The 24,086-nt window shown below is 61.7% G+C and carries 19 protein-coding genes; 14 read left to right on the forward strand and 5 right to left on the reverse strand.

Annotation, left to right across the window (positions count from 1 at the left end; genetic code table 11):
- The first annotated feature begins 55 nt into the window (after window positions 1–55).
- The 8 genes from ACQZ6J_RS09895 (at window position 56) to ACQZ6J_RS09930 (ending at window position 9,309) form a co-directional block, all read left to right on the forward strand.
- Window positions 56–916: a S49 family peptidase gene (locus tag ACQZ6J_RS09895; RefSeq protein ID WP_449083679.1), complete on the forward strand. Its 861-nt coding sequence runs from the start codon at window positions 56–58 to the stop codon at window positions 914–916.
- A 17-nt stretch (window positions 917–933) separates the two neighbouring features.
- Window positions 934–1,125 (forward strand): NfeD family protein, encoded by a 192-nt coding sequence (locus tag ACQZ6J_RS09900; protein WP_163984537.1) that lies wholly within the window; start codon window positions 934–936, stop codon window positions 1,123–1,125.
- Between the two features lie 119 nt (window positions 1,126–1,244).
- Window positions 1,245–2,204, forward strand: coding sequence for a glycine--tRNA ligase subunit alpha (locus ACQZ6J_RS09905; RefSeq protein WP_106996775.1), 960 nt, complete (start codon window positions 1,245–1,247; stop codon window positions 2,202–2,204).
- Between the two features lie 209 nt (window positions 2,205–2,413).
- Complete coding sequence (locus ACQZ6J_RS09910; protein WP_449083681.1) at window positions 2,414–2,965, forward strand: LemA family protein; 552 nt, start codon at window positions 2,414–2,416, stop codon at window positions 2,963–2,965.
- Between the two features lie 87 nt (window positions 2,966–3,052).
- Complete coding sequence (locus tag ACQZ6J_RS09915) at window positions 3,053–4,309, forward strand: 3-phosphoshikimate 1-carboxyvinyltransferase (protein WP_449083683.1); 1,257 nt, start codon at window positions 3,053–3,055, stop codon at window positions 4,307–4,309.
- An 87-nt stretch (window positions 4,310–4,396) separates the two neighbouring features.
- Window positions 4,397–6,349: a DUF2207 domain-containing protein gene (locus ACQZ6J_RS09920; RefSeq protein ID WP_449083685.1), complete on the forward strand. Its 1,953-nt coding sequence runs from the start codon at window positions 4,397–4,399 to the stop codon at window positions 6,347–6,349.
- 337 nt (window positions 6,350–6,686) lie between these two features.
- Window positions 6,687–8,801: a glycine--tRNA ligase subunit beta gene (gene glyS, locus ACQZ6J_RS09925; protein ID WP_449083687.1), complete on the forward strand. Its 2,115-nt coding sequence runs from the start codon at window positions 6,687–6,689 to the stop codon at window positions 8,799–8,801.
- A gap of 13 nt (window positions 8,802–8,814) precedes the next feature.
- Window positions 8,815–9,309 carry a DUF523 domain-containing protein gene (locus ACQZ6J_RS09930; protein ID WP_449083689.1) on the forward strand — a complete coding sequence of 165 codons (495 nt, stop codon included), beginning with the start codon at window positions 8,815–8,817 and terminating at the stop codon, window positions 9,307–9,309.
- Between the two features lie 73 nt (window positions 9,310–9,382).
- Here ACQZ6J_RS09930 and ACQZ6J_RS09935 read toward each other — a convergent pair whose 3' ends face one another.
- The 3 genes from ACQZ6J_RS09935 to purD all read right to left on the reverse strand — a co-directional run bounded on the left by ACQZ6J_RS09935 (window position 9,383) and on the right by purD (window position 13,386).
- Window positions 9,383–11,200 (reverse strand): methyl-accepting chemotaxis protein, encoded by a 1,818-nt coding sequence (locus ACQZ6J_RS09935; RefSeq protein ID WP_449083691.1) that lies wholly within the window; start codon window positions 11,198–11,200, stop codon window positions 9,383–9,385.
- 376 nt (window positions 11,201–11,576) lie between these two features.
- The gene (locus ACQZ6J_RS09940; protein WP_449083693.1) at window positions 11,577–12,005 is read right to left on the reverse strand and encodes a plant virulence effector HPE1-like domain-containing protein; all 429 of its coding nucleotides are present in this window, start codon (window positions 12,003–12,005) and stop codon (window positions 11,577–11,579) included.
- Between the two features lie 112 nt (window positions 12,006–12,117).
- Entirely contained in the window at window positions 12,118–13,386 is a 1,269-nt protein-coding gene (gene purD, locus ACQZ6J_RS09945; protein WP_449083695.1) for a phosphoribosylamine--glycine ligase, read from the reverse strand.
- Window positions 13,387–13,629: 243 nt separating this feature from the next.
- Between purD and ACQZ6J_RS09950 the strand changes: the two genes are divergently transcribed.
- Together ACQZ6J_RS09950 and ACQZ6J_RS09955 are read left to right on the forward strand one after the other, a co-directional pair.
- A complete protein-coding gene (locus ACQZ6J_RS09950) occupies window positions 13,630–15,939 on the forward strand; it encodes a Tex-like N-terminal domain-containing protein (RefSeq protein ID WP_449083697.1) in 2,310 nt (769 codons plus the stop codon).
- A gap of 145 nt (window positions 15,940–16,084) precedes the next feature.
- Complete coding sequence (locus ACQZ6J_RS09955; protein ID WP_449083699.1) at window positions 16,085–17,344, forward strand: class I SAM-dependent methyltransferase; 1,260 nt, start codon at window positions 16,085–16,087, stop codon at window positions 17,342–17,344.
- A gap of 88 nt (window positions 17,345–17,432) precedes the next feature.
- Here the strand turns inward: ACQZ6J_RS09955 and ACQZ6J_RS09960 are convergent, their stop codons facing one another.
- Window positions 17,433–17,867, reverse strand: coding sequence for a hypothetical protein (locus ACQZ6J_RS09960; protein ID WP_163984525.1), 435 nt, complete (start codon window positions 17,865–17,867; stop codon window positions 17,433–17,435).
- 271 nt (window positions 17,868–18,138) lie between these two features.
- Between ACQZ6J_RS09960 and ACQZ6J_RS09965 the strand changes: the two genes are divergently transcribed.
- The 3 genes from ACQZ6J_RS09965 to ACQZ6J_RS09975 all read left to right on the forward strand — a co-directional run bounded on the left by ACQZ6J_RS09965 (window position 18,139) and on the right by ACQZ6J_RS09975 (window position 20,584).
- On the forward strand, window positions 18,139–18,948 hold the full coding sequence (locus ACQZ6J_RS09965; RefSeq protein WP_449083701.1) for a MipA/OmpV family protein: 810 nt from the start codon (window positions 18,139–18,141) through the stop codon (window positions 18,946–18,948).
- Between the two features lie 177 nt (window positions 18,949–19,125).
- Complete coding sequence (gene ubiA / locus ACQZ6J_RS09970; RefSeq protein WP_449083703.1) at window positions 19,126–20,088, forward strand: 4-hydroxybenzoate octaprenyltransferase; 963 nt, start codon at window positions 19,126–19,128, stop codon at window positions 20,086–20,088.
- Between the two features lie 40 nt (window positions 20,089–20,128).
- Window positions 20,129–20,584: an N-acetyltransferase family protein gene (locus ACQZ6J_RS09975; RefSeq protein ID WP_449083705.1), complete on the forward strand. Its 456-nt coding sequence runs from the start codon at window positions 20,129–20,131 to the stop codon at window positions 20,582–20,584.
- A 69-nt stretch (window positions 20,585–20,653) separates the two neighbouring features.
- Here ACQZ6J_RS09975 and ACQZ6J_RS09980 read toward each other — a convergent pair whose 3' ends face one another.
- Complete coding sequence (locus ACQZ6J_RS09980) at window positions 20,654–21,220, reverse strand: DUF6101 family protein (RefSeq protein WP_163984521.1); 567 nt, start codon at window positions 21,218–21,220, stop codon at window positions 20,654–20,656.
- Between the two features lie 319 nt (window positions 21,221–21,539).
- Here ACQZ6J_RS09980 and ACQZ6J_RS09985 point away from each other — a divergent pair, with 319 nt between their 5' ends.
- Window positions 21,540–24,047 (forward strand): DUF1217 domain-containing protein, encoded by a 2,508-nt coding sequence (locus tag ACQZ6J_RS09985; protein WP_163984520.1) that lies wholly within the window; start codon window positions 21,540–21,542, stop codon window positions 24,045–24,047.
- The last annotated feature ends 39 nt before the right edge of the window (window positions 24,048–24,086 follow it).

Raw genomic sequence — 24,086 nt, forward strand, 5'->3', positions numbered from 1 at the left:
GCCGTTTCCATGCATACATCTCGGGGCAGCAAACATCATGATGCAGGGATGACGAATGGTTGGGTTCTTGAGACGCATGCTTCCGAAGCGCTTCCGCAAGGAGCAGGTGATCGTACCGGTGGTCCGTCTGAGCGGCGTCATCTCGTCCGGCGGCGGCCCCTTGCGGCAATCGCTGAATCTGGCAGGTGTGGCGCAGGCGCTTGAAAAGGCCTTCGACATCAAGGCCGCGCCGGCCGTCGCCATCGTCGTCAATTCGCCGGGCGGCTCTCCGGTGCAGTCGCGGATGATCTACAACCGCATCCGCGATCTCGCCATCGAGAAAAAGAAGAAGGTTCTGGTCTTCGTCGAGGATGTCGCAGCCTCCGGTGGCTACATGATCGCGCTGGCAGGCGACGAGATCATCGCCGACGCCACCTCGATCGTCGGTTCGATCGGCGTTGTCTCCGGCGGCTTTGGTTTTCCGGAGCTCCTGAAAAAGCTGGGCGTCGAGCGCCGCGTCTATACTGCGGGCGCAAACAAGGTGATCCTCGATCCGTTCCAGCCGGAGAAGGAAAAGGACATCGAATACCTGAAGAGCCTGCAGCTCGAGATCCACAAGGTCTTCATCGACATGGTGCTCGAGCGGCGCACCGGAAAGCTCTCGGCGGACGAAACGGTGTTTTCCGGTCTGTTCTGGACCGGCAGTCGCGGGCTGGAGCTCGGTCTCATCGACGGTCTCGGCGACATGCGCCAGGAACTGCGGAGGCGCTTCGGCGACAAGGTCAAGCTGACGCTCGTCACCACGCCGCGCAGCCTTTTCGGGCGCAAGGCCCCGGGCGTTTCTCTCTCCGGCATGGACGGAATCGGTGCCGGATTGGCATCCGGGCTTGCGGAAGCGGCAGAGGAAAAGGCATTGTGGGGTCGGTACGGATTGTAAGCGGGAGCGCTGGGTAAATGCCCCAGATCATCTTTTTTGTCATCGCCCTCGGGGGCATCTGGTTCCTGTATCGGCGTTTCGTGCGGGATGCCCAGAGGCTCTCCGAAAAGTCCCGCCGCGCCGAAACGGAACGCCGCACCGGGGCCATGGGAACGCTGGTCAAGGATCCGAAGACCGGGGAATACCGCGTGAAGCGGGATGACGAGTAGGGCCTGGATGTGCGGCTGAGGCGAACTGCATAGCCGTTTGCAATGCAAAGCCTTGACCCGTTCGCCCCGCCGTGGCACCTGTCGCGCCAACCGACACCAAGCAGATAGTAGCGGATCCCATGACTGCCAACGTGCCCGACCACATGAACCCGAAGCGCTCCTTTCAGGCGCTGATCCTGACGCTGCACAATTACTGGGCCGACAAGGGTTGCGCGGTTCTGCAGCCATACGACATGGAAGTCGGTGCCGGCACGTTCCATCCGGCGACTACGCTGCGCTCGCTCGGCCCCAAGCCGTGGCGCGCCGCCTATGTCCAGCCATCGCGTCGCCCGTCCGACGGCCGCTATGGCGAAAACCCGAACCGCTTGCAGCATTATTACCAGTATCAGGTCATTCTGAAGCCCAATCCGCCGAACCTGCAGGAGCTTTATCTCGGCTCGCTGAAGGCGATCGGCCTCGATCCGCTTCTGCATGACATCCGCTTCGTCGAGGACGACTGGGAAAGCCCGACGCTCGGCGCATGGGGCCTCGGCTGGGAATGCTGGTGCGACGGCATGGAAGTCTCGCAGTTCACTTACTTCCAGCAGGTCTGCGGCATCGAATGCGCGCCGGTTGCCGGCGAGTTGACCTACGGCCTGGAACGTCTCGCGACCTATGTCCAGGGCGTCGACAGCGTTTACGACCTGAACTTCAACGGCCTCGAGGGCGAAGACAAGATCACCTACGGCGATGTCTTCCTGCAGGCCGAACAGGAATATTCCAGGCATAATTTCGAATATGCCAATACCGAGATGCTGCATCGTCATTTCATCGATGCCGAGAAGGAATGCCAGGCATTGCTGGCGGCCGGCGCACCCGGCGACAGCGAAAACCATCGCCTGCACAAGTGCGTCTTCCCGGCCTATGACCAGTGCATCAAGGCGAGCCATGTTTTCAACCTGCTCGATGCTCGCGGCGTCATATCGGTAACGGAGCGCCAGAGCTACATCCTGCGCGTGCGCACGCTCGCCAAGGCTTGCGGCGAAGCCTTCTTGTTGACGGACGCCGGCGGCGCCAACTGGAACCAGCAAGCCGCTTGAGCTTGAAACGCGGCCGGAGCGTGCGCGATGCGCGCTCCCCGAAAGGCTGCGGTTCGCGGAATATGCTGTTCGAACAATCCCGAAGCAGATTTCCCCAGGATTGGACTCGGCGAGCCCGATCCAGGGTCGTCATTGCGTCGAAAGCCGGGTGACATTGCTGGCAAATCTGCCTAGTGTCCCAGCGGTTGCAGCCGCCATGGGGGTTCGGGATGTACATTCTTCTAGCGATCATAGTGCTCGCCGCGCTCTATGTGGTCTTCATCTACAACGGGCTCGTTCGCGCGCGCCAGGTCGCGGAAGAAGCCTGGTCCGGCATCGACGTTCAGTTGAAGCGCCGCGCCGATCTCATTCCCAATCTGGTCGAGACGGTCAAAGGCTATGCCGGCCATGAGAACAAGACGCTCATCGAGGTCACCCAGGCACGGACTGCGGCGCAGGCCGTGCCCGCTGGCGACGTTGCCGGCCGTGCCGCTGCCGAGGGCATCCTCAGCCAGGCGCTCGGCCGTCTGATGGTCGTGTCCGAGGCCTATCCCGACCTGAAGGCCAATACCGGTTTCGTCGAGCTGCAGCAGTCGCTGGAGACCACGGAAAACGAGATCCAGATGTCGCGCCGCTACTACAACGGCGCCGCGCGCGATCTGAACGTCAAGGTCGAAACCTTCCCCAACAATCTCATTGCCGGCCCCTTCGGCTTCGTCAAGAAGGCCTATTTCGAGATATCAAACGAAGCGGATCGTGCCGTTCCCACGGTAAAGTTCTGAGATTCCCGCTATCGGTTTTTCATGTGAGGCGGTAAAGGAAGCCGACCGACGGCCATCGGCCGCCTTCCTGACTGACCAAAGAGAATGATGATGGGTAGAGCAAAACTCACGATTATCCCGCCTGGCAAGCCGTTGACCGGCCGCGCCATGCCGCCGGGATCGAAGTCGATCACCAACCGCGCGCTGCTGCTGGCAGGCCTTGCCAAGGGCACGAGCCGGCTGACCGGCGCGCTGAAGAGCGACGATACCCGCTATATGGCCGAAGCTCTGCGCGCCATGGGCGTGACGATCGACGAGCCTGACGACACGACCTTCATCGTGACGGGTAGCGGCAAGTTGACGTCGCCGTCCGAACCGCTTTTCCTCGGCAATGCCGGCACGGCAACACGCTTTCTGACCGCAGCCGCGGCACTGGTCGACGGCAAGGTGGTGGTCGACGGTGACGCCCACATGCGCAAGCGGCCGATTGGCCCGCTGGTCGACGCGCTGCGCTCGCTCGGTATCGACGCCTCGACCGAGACCGGCTGCCCGCCGGTTACCGTCAACGGCACCGGACGCTTCGAGGCAAGCCGCGTGCAGATCGACGGCGGTCTTTCCAGCCAGTATGTCTCGGCGCTGCTGATGATGGCTGCCGGCGGCGATCGCGCTGTCGATGTCGAGCTGCTTGGCGAACATATCGGCGCCCTCGGCTATATCGATCTCACGGTTGCAGCCATGCGCGCTTTCGGCGCCAAGGTGGAGCGTGTCAGCCCGGTCGCCTGGCGCGTCGAGCCGACGGGCTATCACGCCGCGGATTTCCTCATTGAGCCCGATGCCTCCGCCGCGACTTATCTCTGGGCTGCGGAAGTGCTCGGCGGCGGCAAGATCGACCTCGGCACTCCGGCGACCGAGTTTTCGCAGCCGGATGCAAAGGCCTATGATCTGATCTCGAAGTTTCCGCACCTGCCCGCCGTCATCGATGGTTCGCAGATGCAGGATGCCATCCCGACGCTCGCCGTTCTCGCCGCCTTCAACGAAACGCCGGTGCGCTTCGTCGGCATCGAAAACCTGCGCGTCAAGGAATGCGATCGTATCCGCGCGCTTTCGAGCGGCCTGTCGCGCATCGTTCCGGACCTCGGCACCGAAGAGGGTGACGACCTGATCGTCGCATCCGATCCGAGCCTGGCCGGCAAGGTCCTGCCGGCCGAGATCGACAGTTTCGCCGATCACCGCATCGCCATGAGCTTTGCGCTCGCCGGCCTGAAGATCGGCGGCATCACCATTCTCGACCCCGATTGCGTCGCCAAGACCTTCCCCGCCTATTGGGATGTGCTGGCTTCGCTTGGAGTCACCTACGAAGACTGACGCCTCGTTTCCCAAGGGAACCGGGTGCGGAAACTGTGTTGACGCCGCACGGCGCCCGATAGGGCGCCGCGGATATTTCTTGGGGGTGTGATGACGCGGCTTTCGGGGCTTCTCCTGGCTTTGTTCATGCTGCTTTGCGCAACCGCTGCGCCGGCGGCGGAACTCATCACCGGTTTCGATCAGACGATCGCCCTGCATCGCGACGGTTCGATGCGGGTCGTCGAGACGATTGCCGTGAATGCGGAAGGCCGCGCCATCCGACGCGGCATTTTCCGCGATTTCCCGCTGACGTTCACGGATGCCAACGGCCGCACGGCCGAGGTGGATTTCAAGGTTGTCTCCGTCGAGCGCGACGGGCAGCCGGAGGACTGGCACAGCGGGCGCATCGAGGGCGGCGAGCGCATCTATATCGGCAAGGCCGACCAAAGCCTGAACCCAGGCCCGCACACCTTCCGCCTCACCTATGATACCGACCGCCAGATCCGCTACTTCGACGATCATGACGAACTCTACTGGAACGTCACCGGCAACGGCTGGCAGTTCCAGATCTTGCGGGCACGGGCGACGGTGACACTGCCCGATGGCGTAGCGCCCGTTGAGCTTGCCTATTTCACCGGCCCCCTCGGCGCCAACGGCAAGAATGCAAGCGCGAGCGCGCAGGGCAATACGGCCACCTTCGTCACCACCCAGCCGCTTGCCATGGCCGAAGGCATGACGATTGCCATCAAGCTGCCAAAAGGCTCGATCGAGCCGCCGGGCATCGGCCGGCAATGGAGCTGGTTCCTCCGCGAACATCTCGATACGAGCATCGCCATCGGCGGGGTGATCGTGCTGTTTGCCTATTACATGCGCAGCTGGGTCCGGGTCGGGCGCGATCCGCCGCCGGGCGTGATGGTTCCGCGCTGGGACCCGCCAGACGGCATTTCGCCGGCATTGGTCAACTATATCGACAATAAGGGCTTTGCCAGCTCGGGTTGGACGGCGCTGTCGGCAACGGCGATCGATCTTGCGGTGCGCGGCTATGTCGTCCTCGACGACCTGAAGGAAAAAGTGGTCATCCGCCCCACCGGAAAGGCGGCCGGCAGCAATCTCGGCGGCGGCGAAAAAGTGCTCATGCAGGCTGTCGGCCCGTTTTCCCCGCTTGTCATCGACAGGGAGAACGGCGAGGCGGTGCAGCAGCTCGGCTCGAAGTTCCGCGGCGCTATCGAGCGCGACCATCGCGACGAATATTACAAGGCCAATTCGCTCTACGTCATTGTCGGCGTTGTGCTGTCGGTTCTGATCCTGGCGTCCATCGTCCTCTTCGGGCGCCTGCATGAGAATGCCTTGCCGCTGATCGTGGTGCCGGGATTCCTGTCGGTTTTCGTGACGATTTTTGCCAGTTCGATCGGGCGCAGGTTTCGCAAGCACAATGCCAGCCTCGCACAGCGCGTTCTTTCGGTCCTGATCTTCGCTTTCTTCGGCTTCGTCTTCGTATCGATTGCCGTCAGCGGCTTTGCCGCAGCGGTCGTGCCGCTATGGGAGGCGGGCTTGCTGCCGCTGTTGGCCGGCATCGTCGGCATCTTCGCCCTCAACGTCGTCTTCTATTTCCTGATGGGCGCACCCACGCCCCTCGGGCGCAAGATGATGGATGGCATCGCCGGTCTCAGGCAGTATCTGACGCTCGCCGAACGAGACCGGATGAACATGCAGGGCGCGCCGCAAATGTCGCCGCAGCATTTCGAAAAGCTGCTGCCTTACGCGGTCGCGCTCGGCGTCGAAAAGCCATGGTCGAGCGCTTTCGAGACCTGGCTCGCCACAGCAGCGGGCGCGACCGCGGCAGCGGCCTATGCGCCGGTCTGGTATTCCGGCAATTTCAACCCCGGCAATATCGGTGGAACCATCGGCGATTTCTCGTCGTCCATGGCCTCCACCATCGCCTCGACCATTCCCGCCCCGGTATCCAGCTCGTCTTCCGCCTTCTCGGGCGGCGGAGGCGGAGGCGGTGGCGGCGGGTTCTCCGGCGGCGGCGGTGGCGGCGGCGGTGGTGGGGGCTGGTAGCTGGCCACCTCCCCCCGGCCATCGGTCGCCCCTACAAGGGAAGGGTGTTCGCAGCGGCGCATCCCGATTGAGGACACGCATTTTCGCCAGCAGGTTCCGATCGGGCGCTATTTCGCTGATGTCGCCTGTCATCGGCTCGGCCTCTCTCGAAAGCCAGGGCTATCAGCGCTCCGATTCTGGAATGCCGAGGTCATGGATGAGGCTGAGGCTGTTCCAGATACGATATTTGCCATTGTGCAGCAGCGACAAATTTTGCTAGCAGAGGCCGACCGTTTTCACGCCACTCCGGCACGCCGTGCCGACCCTCTCTCTCAAGGGGAGGGTGAGGAACCTTGACATGCCCGATCTCCTGCTCGAACTCCGCTCCGAGGAAATTCCCGCCCGTATGCAGCGCAAGGCTGCCGGCGACCTGAAGAAGCTGGTGACCGATGCCTTGGTCGAAGCCGGCCTTTCCTATGAGGGTGCCCGGGAATATTGGACGCCGCGGCGCCTCACACTCGACATTCGCGGCCTGACGGCGCGCTCGGCCGACGTGCGCGAGGAGCGCAAGGGACCGCGCACCGATGCCAACGAAAAGGCGATCGAAGGCTTCTTGCGTGGCGCGGGCCTTTCTTCCGTTTCCGAAGCGCAGGTGCAGAGCGACCCGAAGAAGGGTGATTTCTACGTTGCGATCATTTCCAAGCCCGGCCGTGCGGCGGAGGAAATCGTCGCGGCTGTGATGCCGGACATCGTCAGAAACTTCCCCTGGCCGAAATCCATGCGCTGGGGCAAGGCATCGGCCAGGCCCGGCTCGCTGCGCTGGGTGCGTCCGCTGCAGTCCATCGTCTGCACCTTCGGCACCGAGCATGAAGAAACCGTCGTCATCCCCTTCGAGATCGACGGCATCGTCGCTTCCAACGTGACCTATGGCCATCGTTTCCACGCACCAGGCCCGATCACCGTCAAGCGTTTCGAGGATTATGCCACGAGCCTGGAAAAGGCCTACGTCGTGCTCGATGCCGAGCGCCGCAAGGACAACATCCTGCATGACGCCCGCGACGTCGCTTTTGCCAACGGCCTCGAACTGGTCGAGGACGAGGGCCTCCTGGAAGAAGTATCCGGCCTGGTCGAGTGGCCGCAGGTGCTGATGGGCTCCTTCGAGGAGGACTATCTCTCGATCCCCTCTGAAATCATCCGTCTCACCATCAAGACCAATCAGAAGTGTTTCGTCACCCGCCCGCAGGTGGGCGAAACCCTGTCCAACCGTTTCATTCTAATCTCCAACATCCAGGCGACGGATGGCGGCAAGGAGATCATCCACGGTAACGGCAAGGTCGTGCGCGCCCGCCTGTCCGACGCGCTGCATTTCTGGAAGCGCGACCAGGGCGATCTGCCCGATCTCGAAACGCTGGAAGCCGCTGCCGCCAAGTTCGGTCTCGACCTGAAGAAGCCGCTCGATCAGCGCATGGCCAAGCTCGATGCGTTGAACGTTACCTTCCATGCCAAGCTTGGTAGCCAGGGCGAGCGTGTCACCCGCATTCGCGCGCTTGCCGCAGAACTTGCCAAGATCACCGGCGCCGATGCCGCTTTGGTCGATCGCGCCGTCGTGCTCGCCAAGGCTGACCTGCGCACCGAAGCCGTTGGCGAATTCCCCGAGCTTCAGGGCCTCATGGGCCGCAAATATGCGGTGCTACAGGGCGAAAATGCCTCGGTCGCTGCCGCCATCGAAGATCACTACAAGCCGCAGGGACCTTCAGATCGCGTCCCCGAGGATAAGGTTGCGATCACGGTCGCGCTTGCCGACAAGCTGGATACGCTCGTCGGCTTCTGGGCGATCGACGAGAAGCCCACAGGCTCGAAAGATCCTTATGCGCTACGCCGCGCCGCCCTCGGCGTCGTCCGTATCCTCTTGGAGCGCGGCGTGCGCCTGCCGCTGCTGGCAACGACGAAGGATGCCGATCTGCTCGCCTTCTTCCACGATCGCCTCAAGGTCTACCTGCGCGATCTCGGCGCCCGCCATGACCTGATCGACGCCGTGCTGACGCCGGAAACCGACGATCTGCTGATGATCGCCCGCCGCGTCGAGGCGCTGACCGCCTTCATCACCTCCGAGGACGGCAAGAACCTGCTCGCCGGCACCAAGCGCGCCACGCAGCTTCTGGCCGCCGAAGAGAAGAAGGGCACGGTCGTCGCCGACAGCGTTTCGGAAGCGCTGCTGAAGCTCGACGCCGAAAAGGATCTCTTTGCCGCCGTCAAGGCCGCCTCCGCCGAGGCATCCGATGCGATCGCCAAGGAAGATTTCCGCTCCGCCATGGCAGCCCTTTCCAAGCTGCGCGCGCCCGTCGACCGCTTCTTCGAAGACGTCCTTGTCAATGACGAAGACGCGGCTATCCGCGCCAATCGCCTGGCGCTCCTGCGCCTGATCCGCGAGGCAACCGGCACCGTCGCCGACTTCTCGAAGATCGCGGGATAAGAAAAGGGGCGCGATGACCGGAAAGATCCTCGTCAGCGCCTGCCTCATGGGCCATGCTGTCCGCTATGACGGCAATTCCAAGCCGCTCGTCCATCCAGCGATCGATCGCTGGCGCGAGGAGGGGCGGCTGGTGACGATCTGTCCGGAAATGTCCGCGGGCATGGCAGTGCCGAGACCACCGGCCGAAATCGCAGACGGAGCCACCGGTGAGGACGTCCTTGCCGGCACTGCGCGGGTAATGGAGATCGCGGGCGGTGACGTTACGGCGGAATTTCTTCAGGCGGCTGAAAACGCCCTCACGCTCGCAGAGGAAACCGGCTGTCGCTATGCCCTGCTGATCGATGGCAGTCCATCCTGCGGCTCGGGCTTTATTTATGACGGCTCATTCTCCGGCACTCGGCAGAGCGGCCGGGGCGTGACGGCGGTGCTGTTGCAGCAGGCCGGCATCGAGGTCTACTCGGATCGCGAGATCGACAGGCTGGTCGAGCGTCTGAAGACAGCGGATTGAAGCAACCAGTTCGAGCTTAAACGAAAACCGCCGGACCTGAGCCCGGCGGTTTCTCATTTGTGACTTATCCCGCTCAGGCAGCCCGGCGGCGATGATCCATGGCCGGGTGGCCGTCGTTGACACGGAAGCCGCGGATGAGCGCCAGCAGATCTTCCGTATCGGCGGCGAGCGTCTCGGCCGAGGCCGTCGTCTCCTCGGCCATGGCGGCGTTCTGCTGGGTGGCGGCGTCGAGCTGGTTCATCGAAGAGGAGATCGAGCGCAGCGTCGTATCCTGCTCGGAGGCGCTGTGGGCGATCTTTGAGACGATCTCGTTGGCAGCCTTGATCTGGTCGGAGATGCGCTTCAGCGCTTCACCAGCCTCGCCGACGAGGCGGACGCCCTGGTCGACCTGGCCGGAGGAGCGGGCGATCTGGTCCTTGATTTCCTTGGCGGCCGCCGCGGAACGCTGGGCCAGTTCGCGCACTTCCTGGGCGACGACGGCAAAGCCCTTGCCGGATTCGCCGGCGCGGGCGGCTTCGACGCCGGCATTCAGAGCCAGGAGGTTGGTCTGGAAAGCGATCTCGTCGATGACGCCGATGATCTTGCCGATCTCCGCCGACGACTTCTCGATGCCGCTCATCGCTCCGATTGCCTGGGCGACCACTGCATCGCTGCGGGACGCTTCGGCGCTGACAGCATGAACGCGCTTGCTGGCTTCATCGGCGCCTTCCGCCGTCTGGCGAACGGCGACGGTGAGTTCGTCGAGCGCAGCCGATGTCTCTTCCAGGCTGGCGGCCTGGCGCTCGGTGCGCTGCGACAGCTCGTTGGAGGCGCGACGGATCTCTTCCTTGCTGAGGCCGATGTCGTTGCCCTTGGCATTGACGCGGCCCATGGCTGCCTCGAGATGCGACAGCGCCTCGTTGAAGTTGTTGCGCAGGCCGGAATAGCTGGCGCCGAGATCGCCGCAACGCACGGTCAGATCGCCGCGTGCAAGTTCCTCGAGCGCCCGGCCGATGACGGAGACGACGCGCGCCTGCTCGCGGGCCTCGTCCTGCTGCTGGCGCAGGTTCTGTTCGCGTTCGCTGCTGATTTCGAGTTCCTGTGCCGCCTGACGGTCGGCCAGCATGTGGCGCTCGCGGACCTTTTCCTGCAACGCCTGGGTCGCCTTGGCCATCAGGCCGATTTCGTTGCGCATTTCCGTATGCGGGATGGTCATCTTCACGTCTTCGTCGGCCACGGCCTTGAGGGCGGTATGGACCTCGGCGAGCGGTCGGGTAATGCCGCGGATGAAGTAGAGGGCGGCACCGATGCCGATGACGAAGACAAGGCCGCAGATCAGCAGCGCACGCCACATCGTCGTGTTGATCTGCTCCTGCAGGTCGTCCATGTAGACGCCGCAGCCCAGCACGATCTGCCAGGGCTCGAAAGCGGCCGAATAGCTGCCCTTCAGGAAGACGTCGCTATCGGGATGGCCGGGCTTGCTCCAGTAATAGATGGTGCGGCCGCCGCCCTTGATTCCCTTTTCAACCATTTCCTTGCTGAAATAGGTGCCGTTCTTGTCGACCTGCGAGGACATATCCTTGCCGATATTGACCGGGCTTGGGTGAATGCGCTGAACGACGTTGTAGTCGAAGCCGAAGAGATAGCCTGCCGGCGCGAAGCTGACATGCGAGAGGATCTTGAAGGCCTCGGCCTGTGCGGCCTCATGCGTCATTTCACCGGATTTTTCGCGCTGATAATATTGGTCCAGAACGGAGATGCCGGATTCGACCTGCGTACGCAGCATGTCGAAGCGATCGTCATAGATGGAATCGGCCTGCGATTGGATCTGGAAATAGGTGGCCACTGCGAAGGCAGCCATCAGGAGGCCGAGCAGGGCAAACAGTTGATGCGCAATTTTGAGATTCTTCATGATGTCTCCCACAGGTAGGTGATTACCGGTGCGGTATCCTACCGCCTGTGCGATCGCCTGAGAGATCCTCAATACGTTGCCGCCGCTCTGTTGACATGCTGCTGTCCGGTGGCAGTAAAATCGCTATTTATATCTAAGAAAGCTTTAATCTCAGTAGCTTGGTTGTATTCATCAAGCTTTGAAACCGCAGATATGGCCTATCCGCGTCTGCAATATTCGTTTCTGTAAGTGGCGAACTTCAGGAATTGCGGGAGTGATCTGTGGCTAATTTAGATATACTGTATCAATTAAAATATACTTAAAGACAAGATAACCTGTGCCCTTCGCTCGATGAGCGAAGGGCTGTTTCCATACAAGAGAGGTGAAGCGCCTGCCGCTATTGGCGAAGCTGGAAGCTGGAGGTATCGAGCGGTGCAGGCTCGCGGGCTTCGGGGAGGTTCGACAAGGCTGCGGTCTTCGCCGTGATGTCTATGCCATCGACGGGCTCGCCGGCCGCTGACAGGGCCTCCGGCGTCGGCTTGCTGACGAACATGACGGGGGAGCCGCCCATCCAGGCTTCCGTCCGCACGACCCTCTTTTCGCCGTCGATACTGCGCACGACGATGGATTGCGTGCCCGGCGTCAATGTCGGCACGGTATATTCCTTTTCCGCCAGCTTGGGCTTCAGGGGCGGGCAGTCGGCGCATGACTTGTCGACGATGCTGCCCTTGCCGGCGATCATCGTGCCATCCACGGGCTGGATCGACGAGGCCATGGCAGAGCTGCCGGCCAGTACGCATGCCAAGGTCAGAAGGAAGGAACGCATAACAAACAACTCCGTCTATGGTGACGAAGACATTAGCGGGCCTTTATTTCCATCCCGTCAGGAGATTAGGTAAAAATTTAATGGACTTTCGATCGCGGATCCGCCGCGATGTTTACGTCTCGCGCTCGACCGCACGCCAGCCGATGTCGTTGCGATAGAAGCCGTTCTCCCATTTCACCTCGCCGGCAAGGGCATAGGCGCGTTGTTTTGCTTCGCCCACCGTCTTGCCGGTCGCCGTGATATTCAGCACGCGTCCGCCGGTCGCAACCAGCGCGCCGTCCTTCAAGGCTGTGCCGGCATGAAACACCTTGGCGCCTTCGCTGTCTGTCGGGAGCGCCGTGATCGGCGTGTTCTTGGCATAGGAGCCGGGATAGCCTTTCGAGGCCATGACGACGGTCAGCGCCGGATCGTCGCTCCATTCGGCCGTCACCTGGTCCAGCGTGCCGTTGGCGCAGGCAAGGAGCAGCGGCAGCAGGTCGCTCTTCAGCCGCATCATCAGCACCTGGCATTCGGGATCGCCGAAGCGGACATTGTATTCGATCAGTTCAGGCCCCTTGGCGGTGATCATCAGCCCGGCGAAGAAGACGCCGGAGAAGGGGTGGCCGCTTTCCGCCATGCCGCGCATCGTCGGCTCGATGATCTCCCTCATGGTGCGCTCGACCATTTCGGGCGTCATCACGGGGGCAGGGGAATAGGCGCCCATCCCGCCGGTATTCGGTCCGGTATCGCCATCGCCGACGCGCTTGTGGTCCTGCGCGGTCGCCAGCGCCAGCGCATGCTTGCCGTCGCAAAGGCAGAAGAAGCTTGCCTCTTCCCCGTCCAGATAGGCTTCGATCACCACTTCAGCGCCGGCTTCGCCGAACGCGCCCTCGAAGCAATCGTCGATCGCTGCAATCGCCTCATCGACCGTCATGGCGACGGTGACGCCCTTGCCCGCCGCAAGACCATCGGCCTTCACGACGATCGGCGCGCCTTGAGCGCGGACATAGGCTTTCGCCTTCGGTGCGTTGTTGAAGCGCTGGTATGCTCCGGTCGGAATATCGTAGCGGGCGCAGATGTCCTTGGTGAAGCCCTTCGATCCTTCCAGCTGGGCGGCCGCCGCAGAGGGGCCGAAGACGGCAATGCCCGCGGCGCGCAGCTTATCGGCAATGCCGGCAACCAGCGGCGCTTCCGGGCCGACCACGACGAAGTCGATGGCCTTTTCCTTGCAGAAAGCGACGACGGCGTCGTGATTGTCGATATCGAGAGCGACGAGTGTCGCATGCTCGGCAATGCCGGGATTGCCCGGCGCCGCGTAGAGTTCGGTCATCAGTGGCGATTGCGCCAGTTTCCAGGCCAGCGCATGTTCGCGTCCGCCCGATCCGATCAACAGAACTCTCATGGCTTGCCCTCTCGTTGCATCCTTTTGCGCGGTTAAGGGGGGTTGAGCCAAAGGTCAAGCGGCAAATCCTGTGGAGGCGGAGCCTGCAACATTGCCATGCCTTTTTATGTCGCTAAAGCGGAGTCGGCTCTGCCGTCATGCCATCTCCCCGCCCGGATTGGCGTGTTCCGTGCCGAAAACGCTTCTTATGTCCGCGGGATCATGCTTATGGTCCCCTCACGATTGTCCAGTTCAGAGAGACACATGGCCGCTGATATTCGTTCCCTTGCCGCAACCATCGCCGCCGAGATCAACTCCCGCCCGGATCAGGCCAAGGCCGCCATCGAGCTGCTGGACGAGGGGGCGACGGTGCCCTTCATCGCCCGTTACCGCAAGGAAGTGACCGGCGGTCTCGACGACACGCAGCTCCGGACGCTATCGGAGCGCCTCGTCTATCTGCGTGAACTGGAGGCTCGCCGGGCTGCCATCATCGAATCGATCACCGGACAGGGCAAGATGACCGATGAGCTGATGGGCAAGGTCGCGACCGTTGCCACCAAGGCCGAGCTGGAAGATCTTTATCTGCCCTACAAGCCCAAGCGCCGCACCCGCGCCGAGATCGCCCGGGAGCGCGGCCTTGGCCCGCTGGCCGACACCATTCTCGCCGATCGTTCCAAGGAGCCCTCCGCTCTCGCCGAAGGCTTCCTTACCGCCGATGTGCCCGACGTGAAGACGGCGCTGGAAGGCGCGCGCGATATCATCGCCGAAGGCATTGCCGAAAATGCCGACCTGCTCGGCAAGCTGCGCGGCTACATGAAGACGAACGCCACGCTGAAGGCCGCCGTCGTGGACGGCAAGCAGGAGGCGGGCGCCAAGTTCTCGGATTATTTTGCCCATCAGGAACGCTGGGCGACGGCTCCGGGCCATCGTGCGCTCGCCATGCTGCGTGGCTGGAACGAAGAGGTGCTGACGCTGAACATCGAGGTCGATGCCGACGCCATCTCGCCGAACAAGCCGGTCGAGCGCATGGTCACCGCGGCCTATGACATCGGCGCGAGCCGCCCCGGCGACCGCTGGCTGACGGAGGTTGCGAGCTGGACCTGGCGCGTGAAGCTCTCCATGTCGCTGTCGCTCGACCTGATGCGTGAACTGCGCGAGAGGGCGGAAGAAGAGGCGATCCACGTCTTTGCCCGCAATCTGAAGGATCTGCTGCTGGCCGCGCCGGCGGGATCGCGCGCCACCATGGGCCTCGATCCTGGCATCCGCACCGGCGTCAAGGTTGCTGTCGTCGATGGCACGGGAAAGCTCCTGGAAACGACGACGGTCTATCCCTTCCCGCCCAGGAACGACGTGCGCGGCACGCAGGCGACCTTGGCGGCACTGGTCCGCAAGCACAAGGTCGAGTTGATCTCCATCGGCAACGGCACGGGCAGCCGCGAAACCGAGAAGCTGGTGGCCGACATGCTGGCCGAGCTGCCGGCACCGAAGCCGACAAAGGTGATCGTCTCCGAAGCAGGCGCCTCCGTCTATTCCGCCTCGGAAACGGCGGCACTGGAATTCCCCGGTCTCGACGTCTCGCTGCGTGGCGCCGTCTCCATCGCCCGCCGCCTGCAGGATCCGCTGGCCGAGCTGGTGAAGATCGAGCCGAAGTCGATCGGCGTCGGCCAGTATCAGCACGATGTCGATCAGCAGAAACTCTCCCGCTCGCTGGACGCGGTCGTCGAGGATGCGGTGAATGCCGTCGGCGTCGATCTCAACACGGCCTCGGCGCCGCTGCTGGCACGCGTCTCCGGGCTTGGTCCGTCGATCGCCGATGCGATCGTCAAGCACCGCGACGGCGAAGGCCCGTTCGCGACACGGCGCGACCTGCTGAAGGTCGCCCGCCTCGGCCAGCGCACCTTCGAGCAATGCGCCGGCTTCCTGCGTATTCCGAACGGCAAGGAGCCGCTCGACGCGTCCTCCGTGCATCCTGAAGCCTACGGCGTCGCCAAGAAGATCGTCGCGGCCTGCGGGCGCGACCTGCGCGCGCTGATGGGCGATACGGCAATGCTGAAGGCCGTCGATCCCAGGCAGTTCATCGATGAGAAATTCGGTCTGCCGACCGTGCGGGATATCCTCGCCGAACTGGAAAAGCCGGGGCGAGATCCGCGCCCGAGCTTCAAGACGGCAACCTTCGCGGAAGGCGTCAACGAGATCGGCGACCTCAAGCCCGGGATGCTGCTGGAAGGCACCGTGACCAATGTCGCGGCCTTCGGCGCTTTCGTCGATATTGGCGTCCATCAGGACGGTTTGGTGCATGTTTCCCAGCTCGCGGATCGCTTTGTCAAGGATCCGCACGAGGTCGTGAAGGCAGGCGACGTCGTCAAGGTCAAGGTCGTGGAAGTGGACGTGAAGCGCAAGCGAATCGCCCTCTCGATGCGCAAAGATGGCAGCACTGTGGCGGCCGCATCCGGGCGCGAGTCACGCGAGCAGGGTGGTGCGCGCAACGCTGGCGTTAAGGCAAATGCCGCTCCGAAGGCCGAACAGCGGGGTAGCTTTGGTGCCGCTCTGGCCGATGCACTCAAACGAAAATAAGGACTTAGCGGAACTTTATGCAAGAATGTCACACTCTGGCAGAGTTGTTGCCAGAGTGCCAATGACTGAGGAAAGGTGAGCTTGCCACAAGGCTCTGAGGCGCTAAAGTCTGCCTTAATGTCATGTCATAACATTCGGGGCGTCCATGGCGTCGACACTTTTTCCTCTCGTCAAGAAAATCATCCGTAAAGGTTCACTCAAGCTTACGCTCGCATCCGGCGAGACCCATGTGGTCGGCGACGGAACCGGCGAGACGGTGGCTGTCCGCTTTGCCGATCAGCAGGCGGAAGATGCCGTCGCGCGGGATCCGACGCTCAAGCTCGGTGAAATGTACATGGAGGGCCGCTTCATCCTGGAGCAGGGGGATATCTACGAATTCCTCTCGCTGGTGAAGCAGAATACCACCAATGAGATTTTCGATTTCCGCATGGCGGCGCTGCTGATCGGCCGCATCGTCTGGCAGCAGATCAAGAGCCGCTCGCCGATCAACCGCAACAAATACAATGTTGCGCACCACTACGACCTGTCGGCGAAGCTCTTCGATCTCTTCCTCGATGAGGACTGGCAGTATTCCTGCGCCTACTTCAACCCGCCCGGCATCAGCCTGTACGATGCGCAGGTGGCCAAGAAGCGCCACATCGCCGCAAAGCTGCTGGTCGAGCCCGGGCAGAGAGTGCTGGAAATCGGCTCCGGCTGGGGCGGCATGGCCATGTATCTCGCCGAAGCCTATCCCGGCCTCGACGTCACCGGCATCACCCTCAGCGAAGAACAGCTCAAGGTCTCGCGGGAGCGGGCGGCCAAGCGCGGCCTGTCCGATCGCGTCCGCTTCGAGCTGCAGGACTATCGCTACATGACCGGCAGGAAGTTCGACCGCATCGTCTCCGTCGGCATGTTCGAGCATGTCGGCATCGGCGATTACGGCAAGTTCTTCCACAAGGTTTCGGAGCTGCTCGACGACAACGGCGTCATGCTGCTGCATTCCATCGCCCGCCCGAAGCCGAGCTATGCCACCAACGCCTTCATCGAGAAGTACATTTTTCCGGGCGGATACATCCCCTCGATCGGCGAGACCACGCCGCCGCTGGAAAAGGCCGGCTTGCTCACCAGGGACGTCGAAACCCTGCCGATGCATTACGCCTACACGCTGCGGCACTGGCGCAACCGTTTCGTGGCGCGAAAGGCCGATGCCGTCGCGCTCTACGACGAGAAGTTCTTCCGCATGTGGGAGTTCTATCTGGCCGGTTCCGAAATGGGCTTCCGCTGGGACGAACTGTTCATCATGCAGCTCCAGATCACCAAGAACCAGTTCGCCGTGCCGGACAACCGCAACTACATCGCCGAGCGCGAAGCGAAGCTGAAGGAGTTCGAGGCAGGGCGCGCGCCTCTGGAGAAGGTGACGTTCTAAGCCTCGCTCTTATCGTCATTTGACAACGCCGGACCGTGGAAGCCCATGGTCCGGCGTTTCCGTTCATGCTCTGCCGCGCGGCCGCAGGCTATTTTCCGACGTGGACGATGAATGTGCCGTCCTGCACGGTGCCGTCGGTGTGCAGCCCCGTCAGACGTATGGTGAATTGATCGGTGCCGGCGAAACCGGGGTTCGGCGTGTAGAAGATATTGTTTCCCTGAACCGTCTTGCCCGTACACAGATAGGCGGTGCTGTCCTTCGAAAATTTGGCGACGACGGGACCATGCTCGATATCGACCTTGCCATGCGCAGGCGGCTTGACGACCCCCGTATAGGGGAACCCGGCAAAGGTGCAGTCCTGTTTCACAAGAGATGCGCTGGTAATCTTGGTTTTCTTGCCTGGCGCAATGCGGCCGGAAAACTGGCTTTGCTTGGCTCCGCCGAGCGGGGCGCTGACGCAGCCGGAAAGCGCCAGGCCGGCGCCAAGGATCAGACCTAAGGACATCAGGGATATGGTCTTCATTCGGTTCTCTTTTTGAAAATCGGGGGCTGCGAAAATGGCGGGTGAAGGTAGACCCACGCCATTACCTGTGATTGAGTAACCTAACCGGCCATGAAATCACCGCGACAGATTGGCGCATCTCCAACGGCGTTTACCGGTGCAACCTGAATTTGACGTTCATATCGGATTCAGCGTCTTTTGGTTAAGAGAGCGGTAACGCGATCCGCATAGTTTGAGCCAACTCTAGGGCCGCGTGAATGGCCCTTTGTATTGCGTATCATGGAGTTGCATTGTGTTTGCAAAGTCGCGTCTATTCTTCACCGCCGGTCTTCTTGTCGCCTCCGCCAGCGTGGCCTCTGCCGGGGACGGCCAGTATTTCTGGTCGGGCAACTGGTATCTAAGCGTCGGTGCGGCCGGTTTCTCCGCGCCGAAGTTCGAAGGCGGCAAGCACAACAAGCTGCAATGGTCGCCGCTGGTCTCCATCGGCCGGCAGGGTCCCGGTCCGCGCTTTTCTTCGCGCAACGACAATCCGTCCTTCGCCTTGATCGAGAGCGATGCCTTCCGCATCGGTATCGTCGGCAAGTTCGTGCCGAGCCGCGACAGCAGCGATGGCCACGAGCTGAAGGGCCTGAAGAAGGTCAAGTGGGGTGCCGAAGCCGGTGGCTTTGCCGAGGCCTATCCGACGGACTGGCTGCGCGCCCGCGTCGAACTGCGCCAGGGCATTCGCGCCCATAGCGGCATCGTCGCGGATGCCGCCGTCGATGCCTTTACCGATATAACCCCGGAGCTGCGCCTGTCCGGCGGCCCGCGCATGACGATGGCCAGCAACGACTATTTCAACACCTACTACGGCGTCAATGAGCGCGAATCGGCAGCCTCCGGCCTCAGCCGCTACAATCCGGGCGGCGGCATCAAATCCGTCGGCGTCGGCGGCGCACTGACCTGGAAGGCTTCGGAGAACTGGACCACCAGCACCTTCCTGGAATATACGCGGCTCACCGGTCCCGCCGCCGACAGCAGCCTCGTGCGCGAGCGTGGCGACCGCAATCAGCTCCTGATCGGCGTTTCCGCCAGCTACAAGTTCAATTTCACGATGAACTGAGAAATGAGCGGGGCCAGAGCATGATGCCGAAAAGCGTTTGCGCGGTTTTCGGACGACATCATGCTCTAATTCCTTGATTTTGGAGCGGATTCAGATTCTAGGCCGTTTCGGCCCAAAATCATCCGACTCCAAGCCCGCCGCTTGACCTTCCCCGCCGGATGTCACTACTACTCGCCTATGCAAAAGACAGGCGACATCAATGGGCGCGTCGCTGACGCGCCGTCCGGCAACTGGGTCTATCGCGTCCTGCCACCGACGCTGTGGCCATATGCTCAGCTCGCGCGCTGGGACAGGCCGATCGGCTGGCAGCTCCTGATGTGGCCATGCTTCTGGTCGGTCGCGCTTGCGGCCAATGCCTCCGTCGCCATGGGCCGAGGCTCGCCGGGCTTCGTGGTGATCTACCATCTCGTCCTTTATTTCGTCGGCGCGGTCGCCATGCGCGGCGCCGGCTGCACCTATAACGATCTGGTCGACCACGATATCGACATGTCCGTGGCGCGCACGCGTTCGCGCCCCCTGCCGTCCGGGCGCGTGACACGCAAGCAGGCCAAGATATTCATTGCGCTCCAGGCCCTGGTCGGTCTCCTGGTCCTGCTGCAGTTCAACTGGTTCGCCGTCGTCCTCGGTATCCTGTCTCTCGCCATCGTCGCGCTCTATCCCTTTGCAAAGCGCTTTACCGACTGGCCGCAGTTCTTCCTCGGGCTTGCTTTTTCCTGGGGTGCCCTGATGGGCTGGGCCGGGCTCTTCGGCAGCCTGTCGCTCGCCTCGATCGTGCTCTATCTCGCCGCCATCCTCTGGACCATCGGTTACGACACGATCTACGCGCATCAGGACAAGGAAGACGATGAGCTGATCGGCGTGCGTTCGACAGCCCGGCTTTTCGGCGACCAGACACGCCTCTGGCTGATCGGGCTTTATGGCGCGACGCTGCTTTTGATGCTGGTGTCCTTCGCGCTCGCCGGAACGAGCTGGCTCGCCTATGTCGGCCTGATCGTCGCCGGCGGCATGTTTGCCTATCAGATCGCCGTGCTCGACATCAACGATGGCGAGCAGTGCCTTGCTTTGTTCAAGTCGAACAACCGGGTTGGGTTGATTATCTTCGCCGGTCTCTTCCTGTCGTTCCTGTTCCTCGTTCCGTAAGGGGAGGAGGCCCGCAGGACGCGGTTCTCAGGGAGACCTCATGACCTGTGAAATCCGCCGGGCATCCGAGGCTGACGCCGAAGCAATCAGCGCCGTCATTCTCTCGGCACTCCGCGAGAGCAACGCCCGGGACTATTCCGCCGATATCATCGCGCGCGTTGCCGAAAGTTTCGGTCCTGCGGCCGTGCGCAAGCTCCTGGACAGCCGCACGGTCTTCGTGGCGGTCGATGGCGGACACATCGTCGGTACGGCCAGTCTCGACGGAGCCGTCGTGCGTATGGTGTTCGTCGCTCCCGCCGCGCAAAGGCGCGGCATCGGCGCCCGCCTCATGGCGGCAATCGAGCAGGCGGCTATCGCGGGTGGCATTGCCATTTTATCCGTGCCGTCGTCCATCACCGCCCAGGCCTTCTACGAGGCGCTCGGTTTCAATGGTGTCGGCGACAGCTTTCACGGCGACGAGCGAACGATCATCATGCAGCGTTCGCTGAGATCATAAAATCCGGCCGCAGGAGCGCATCTCCCGCGGCCGGTTCTTGAAGATATTCGGTTTCTGAACCGCTATGGCTCAATGCCGCGCGATGATCTCGCGGCCTGCGATCTTCATCTTGACGCCAAGCTTGCCGGTAGAGCGGCGCACGAGGAAGCGTGGACGGCGGTCGGCGAAATAGGAGTGGCGGCGACGCGGCTGGCTGTCCTGCGAGCGGACGCCGCCGAGATGCTCTTCGAGCGGGCGGGCGACGCCGTCGGCCTCGATCATCAGCATGGGGATGCGGAAGGCTTCCGACCAGGAGCGCCAGTCGGCGGCGATGTCGCTCAGGTCGTGAGCGACGAGGAGGGGGATGCAGAGATCCGGATCGGAGTGATGCAGCTCCAGAGTGACGGTCACTTCGCCGTCGCCATGGTCGATGGCACGGGCGGCTACGCCCTGGAAAGCCCGTTTCGGCAAGGCGACGGACAGCGGCAGGCCGCTGGACGGCAGGATCTTGCGCAGCACCGCGCCGCGCTCGTCGATCGTAATGGTGACATCACCTACAGCACCTCGCATGGCGTAGCTGACCTGTTGCGGAAAGCGCGCCGGATCGAGCCGCAGTGTGGTTCCAGCCCAATCGGGCTTAAGGACGGTATTTGTCATCGATTTCTCTACCCTTGCTTTACCTGAGAGCCCGTTGTTCCGGTCTTCTCTCGGAGAACTTTTGTCCTCTCGTTGTTGGGCAGATTAGGCGCCGTCCCTTCCAGACAGCTTAAAAATCGAGGTTAAGAAAACTTTGCGTCCTCAAATGGTTAGCAAAGTCGCTTGCATCAGGGTTTCCATAAAGTGAATGCAGGGCAGGGTGGTGCCTCAATATAGTACACGCATAGGGAGAGTCCATGTAAGTCTCGGGTAAGGTTTGTATGGAATAATAACGAATAGATTCGCCCCCCTTTATTAGAGATCTATTGGGATTCTGCTGATGATTTCCACCTATCTTGGTTATACGGTCGCAACCAGGGACATGGCGACCTCGCTCAATCAGGTGGCCTCACAGGCGCAGAACAAGCGTGCGATCGACTATTACAATGCCAATATCGGCAAAGTAACCAATGTCGACGACTTCCTGAATGACTATCAGCTATACAGTTACGCCATGGAAGCCTACGGGCTTTCGGACATGACCTATGCCAAGGCCTTTATGAAACAGGTCCTGACCAGCGACCTCAGCGACTCCAGCAGTTTTGCCAATAAACTCACCGATCCGCGCTACAAGGAGTTCGCTGCTGCGTTCAATTTCGGTGCGGGTACGTCCAATACGGCACAAACCGGCGCGCAGGAAGACGATCTCATCGGGCTCTATCAGCAGTCGTTTACGAATGAGGAGACGGCTGCGGCGACCGAGACAAGTTACTACAGCCAGAATATCAGCTCCGTGAAGTCGGTCGATGATCTCCTCGGCAACACGCGCCTGCGCAACTATGTGCTGCAGGCCTATGGCATCGATCCGACCTATGCGTCGAACTCCATCCTCAAGCAGATGCTGACGAGCGATCCGAACGATCCCAACAGCTATGTCAACCAGAACGGCAGCGCTGCCGACAAGGCGCTGGTGGCGGAATTCAATTTCAATGCCGACGGCACGGTCAAGACATCGACGCCGGACAGCGACACGGCCTATTACGAGGCCAATATCGGCAAGATCACCTCGGTCGATCAGCTCACGTCCGATCCGCAGCTGTTCCAGTACGTGAAGACGGCCTACAATATCCCGTCCTACATCACCGCCGACCAGTTCGATGCCTCGGCAAAGGATGCGGGCACCGCGAGCTCGAACGGGTTGACCGCCGTCATGGCCCAGTTCAACTTCCAGAGCGACGGCACCGTTGCGTCGGGCTCGCAGGCGCAGACGTCGGGCCAGATGAGCGACACGACCTCGGCCTATGCCGCCAACTATCCCGGCGGTCCGCAGACCCTCGGCCAGCAGGCCGACGTGATGAGCGCCTACAATTCGACAGTCCCCTCGTTCATCACGAGCGTCGGCGCGAGCGACAACGATCTCTACTACAAGAACCACATCGGCTCCATCACGTCCGCCGACCAGCTGACCTCGGACCCGCGCCTTTTCGATTACATCAAGACGGCCTACGGCATCGACCCGACGACGCCTGCCATCGTCTTCAAGAACGCTTTCGGCGATCCGACGACCGCCGCCATCTTCGGGCTGACGAATGTCGTTTCGCAGTTCAATTTCCAATCGGACGGTACGCTTGCCGCCGGCCAGACGGCGCAGTCCCAGGACGAGATCGACGCGGCCTCGAAGACCTATATGAGCAATTACCAGTCGTCGCAGTCGACGCTGACGACCGATGCTGTCAACAACTACAAGAATCGCCTCGCCGATGTGAAGACCATCAAGGATTTCATGGCGAGCAACACGGCCGACAGCAGCACCACCAACGACAGCATGCCGGAACTCTATCAGATGGCGCTGCGCGCCTATGGCATCGGCCCGAACGAGGTCACGAAGAGCCAGCTCACCAAGATCCTCGAAAGCGATCCGTACGACCCGAAGAGCTATGTCAGCTCGCTCAAGGATTCCCGCTTCACCGACCTTGCCAAGGCGTTCAACTTCGACAGCAGCGGCAATCTCAAAGCTCCGGTCCAGTCCCTGTCGCAGACACAGATCAACAGCTATATCTCGCAATACTCCAGCCGCAGCACCACCGGCCTGACGGGCGCGGAACTCACCAAGGCAACCAGCGATGCCAAGGATGCCGGCACTTACTTCGCGACCAACATCGCCAACGTGACCAGCGTCACGGATCTGCTGGCCGACAGCAAGCTGACGAATTTCATCCTGACGGCCAATGGCATCGATCCGAAAAGCGTCGATACCGCGACCTTGAAGAAAGCCTTCGCGTCCGATCCCTCCGATCCGAAGAGCTTCATCAATACGGACGACGGCGCCAAGTTCAAAAGCATCGTCGAAGCCTTCAATTTCGGTACCGATGGGAATCTCACCGACAGCAAGCTCGGCACGGCACAGAACCAGGGCACGCTCGCCGCGACCAATGATCTCTATCTGCACCAGACGCTGGAAGATCAGGAAGGGCAGACCAATCCGGGCGTACGTCTGGCGCTCTACTTCCAGCGCAAGGCGCCCGATATCAACTCGGTCTACGATATCATGGGCGACGCGGCGCTTTATGAGGTGATTACGACCACCTACAATCTGCCGAGCTCGATCTCCAACATGGATGTCGATACCCAGGCGAAGATGCTGAGCAATTTCGTCAATGTCAGCGACTTGCAGGATCCGGACAAGGTCAACAAGCTGCTGCAGCGATTCTCCGCGATGTACGACATGGAGAACAATACGACCTCCTCGACATCGCCCGCGCTTGCGATTCTCACGGGCTCTTCCTCCGGAGTCGGCATCAGTGGCGACACGCTGCTTTCCATCGCGCAGCTGTCCTCGTCGACGTAACGAGCGTCCTAAAAAATTTGCCTCGTGTCCCTGTCGAGC

The sequence above is a fragment of the Rhizobium sp. A37_96 genome (assembly GCF_053521765.1).

Excerpts from the sequence above, each read along its gene's own strand:
- ACQZ6J_RS09895 (WP_449083679.1), top strand. The coding sequence starts at position 56 with ATGGTTGGGTTCTTGAGACGCATGCTTCCGAAGCGCTTCCGCAAGGAG.
- ACQZ6J_RS09900 (WP_163984537.1), top strand. The coding sequence starts at position 934 with ATGCCCCAGATCATCTTTTTTGTCATCGCCCTCGGGGGCATCTGGTTC.
- ACQZ6J_RS09905 (WP_106996775.1), top strand. The coding sequence starts at position 1,245 with ATGACTGCCAACGTGCCCGACCACATGAACCCGAAGCGCTCCTTTCAG.
- ACQZ6J_RS09910 (WP_449083681.1), top strand. The coding sequence starts at position 2,414 with ATGTACATTCTTCTAGCGATCATAGTGCTCGCCGCGCTCTATGTGGTC.
- ACQZ6J_RS09915 (WP_449083683.1), top strand. The coding sequence starts at position 3,053 with ATGATGGGTAGAGCAAAACTCACGATTATCCCGCCTGGCAAGCCGTTG.
- glyS (WP_449083687.1), top strand. The coding sequence starts at position 6,687 with ATGCCCGATCTCCTGCTCGAACTCCGCTCCGAGGAAATTCCCGCCCGT.
- ACQZ6J_RS09930 (WP_449083689.1), top strand. The coding sequence starts at position 8,815 with ATGACCGGAAAGATCCTCGTCAGCGCCTGCCTCATGGGCCATGCTGTC.
- ACQZ6J_RS09935 (WP_449083691.1), bottom strand. The coding sequence starts at position 11,200 with ATGAAGAATCTCAAAATTGCGCATCAACTGTTTGCCCTGCTCGGCCTC.
- ACQZ6J_RS09940 (WP_449083693.1), bottom strand. The coding sequence starts at position 12,005 with ATGCGTTCCTTCCTTCTGACCTTGGCATGCGTACTGGCCGGCAGCTCT.
- purD (WP_449083695.1), bottom strand. The coding sequence starts at position 13,386 with ATGAGAGTTCTGTTGATCGGATCGGGCGGACGCGAACATGCGCTGGCC.
- ACQZ6J_RS09950 (WP_449083697.1), top strand. The coding sequence starts at position 13,630 with ATGGCCGCTGATATTCGTTCCCTTGCCGCAACCATCGCCGCCGAGATC.
- ACQZ6J_RS09955 (WP_449083699.1), top strand. The coding sequence starts at position 16,085 with ATGGCGTCGACACTTTTTCCTCTCGTCAAGAAAATCATCCGTAAAGGT.
- ACQZ6J_RS09960 (WP_163984525.1), bottom strand. The coding sequence starts at position 17,867 with ATGAAGACCATATCCCTGATGTCCTTAGGTCTGATCCTTGGCGCCGGC.
- ubiA (WP_449083703.1), top strand. The coding sequence starts at position 19,126 with ATGCAAAAGACAGGCGACATCAATGGGCGCGTCGCTGACGCGCCGTCC.
- ACQZ6J_RS09975 (WP_449083705.1), top strand. The coding sequence starts at position 20,129 with ATGACCTGTGAAATCCGCCGGGCATCCGAGGCTGACGCCGAAGCAATC.
- ACQZ6J_RS09980 (WP_163984521.1), bottom strand. The coding sequence starts at position 21,220 with ATGACAAATACCGTCCTTAAGCCCGATTGGGCTGGAACCACACTGCGG.
- ACQZ6J_RS09985 (WP_163984520.1), top strand. The coding sequence starts at position 21,540 with ATGATTTCCACCTATCTTGGTTATACGGTCGCAACCAGGGACATGGCG.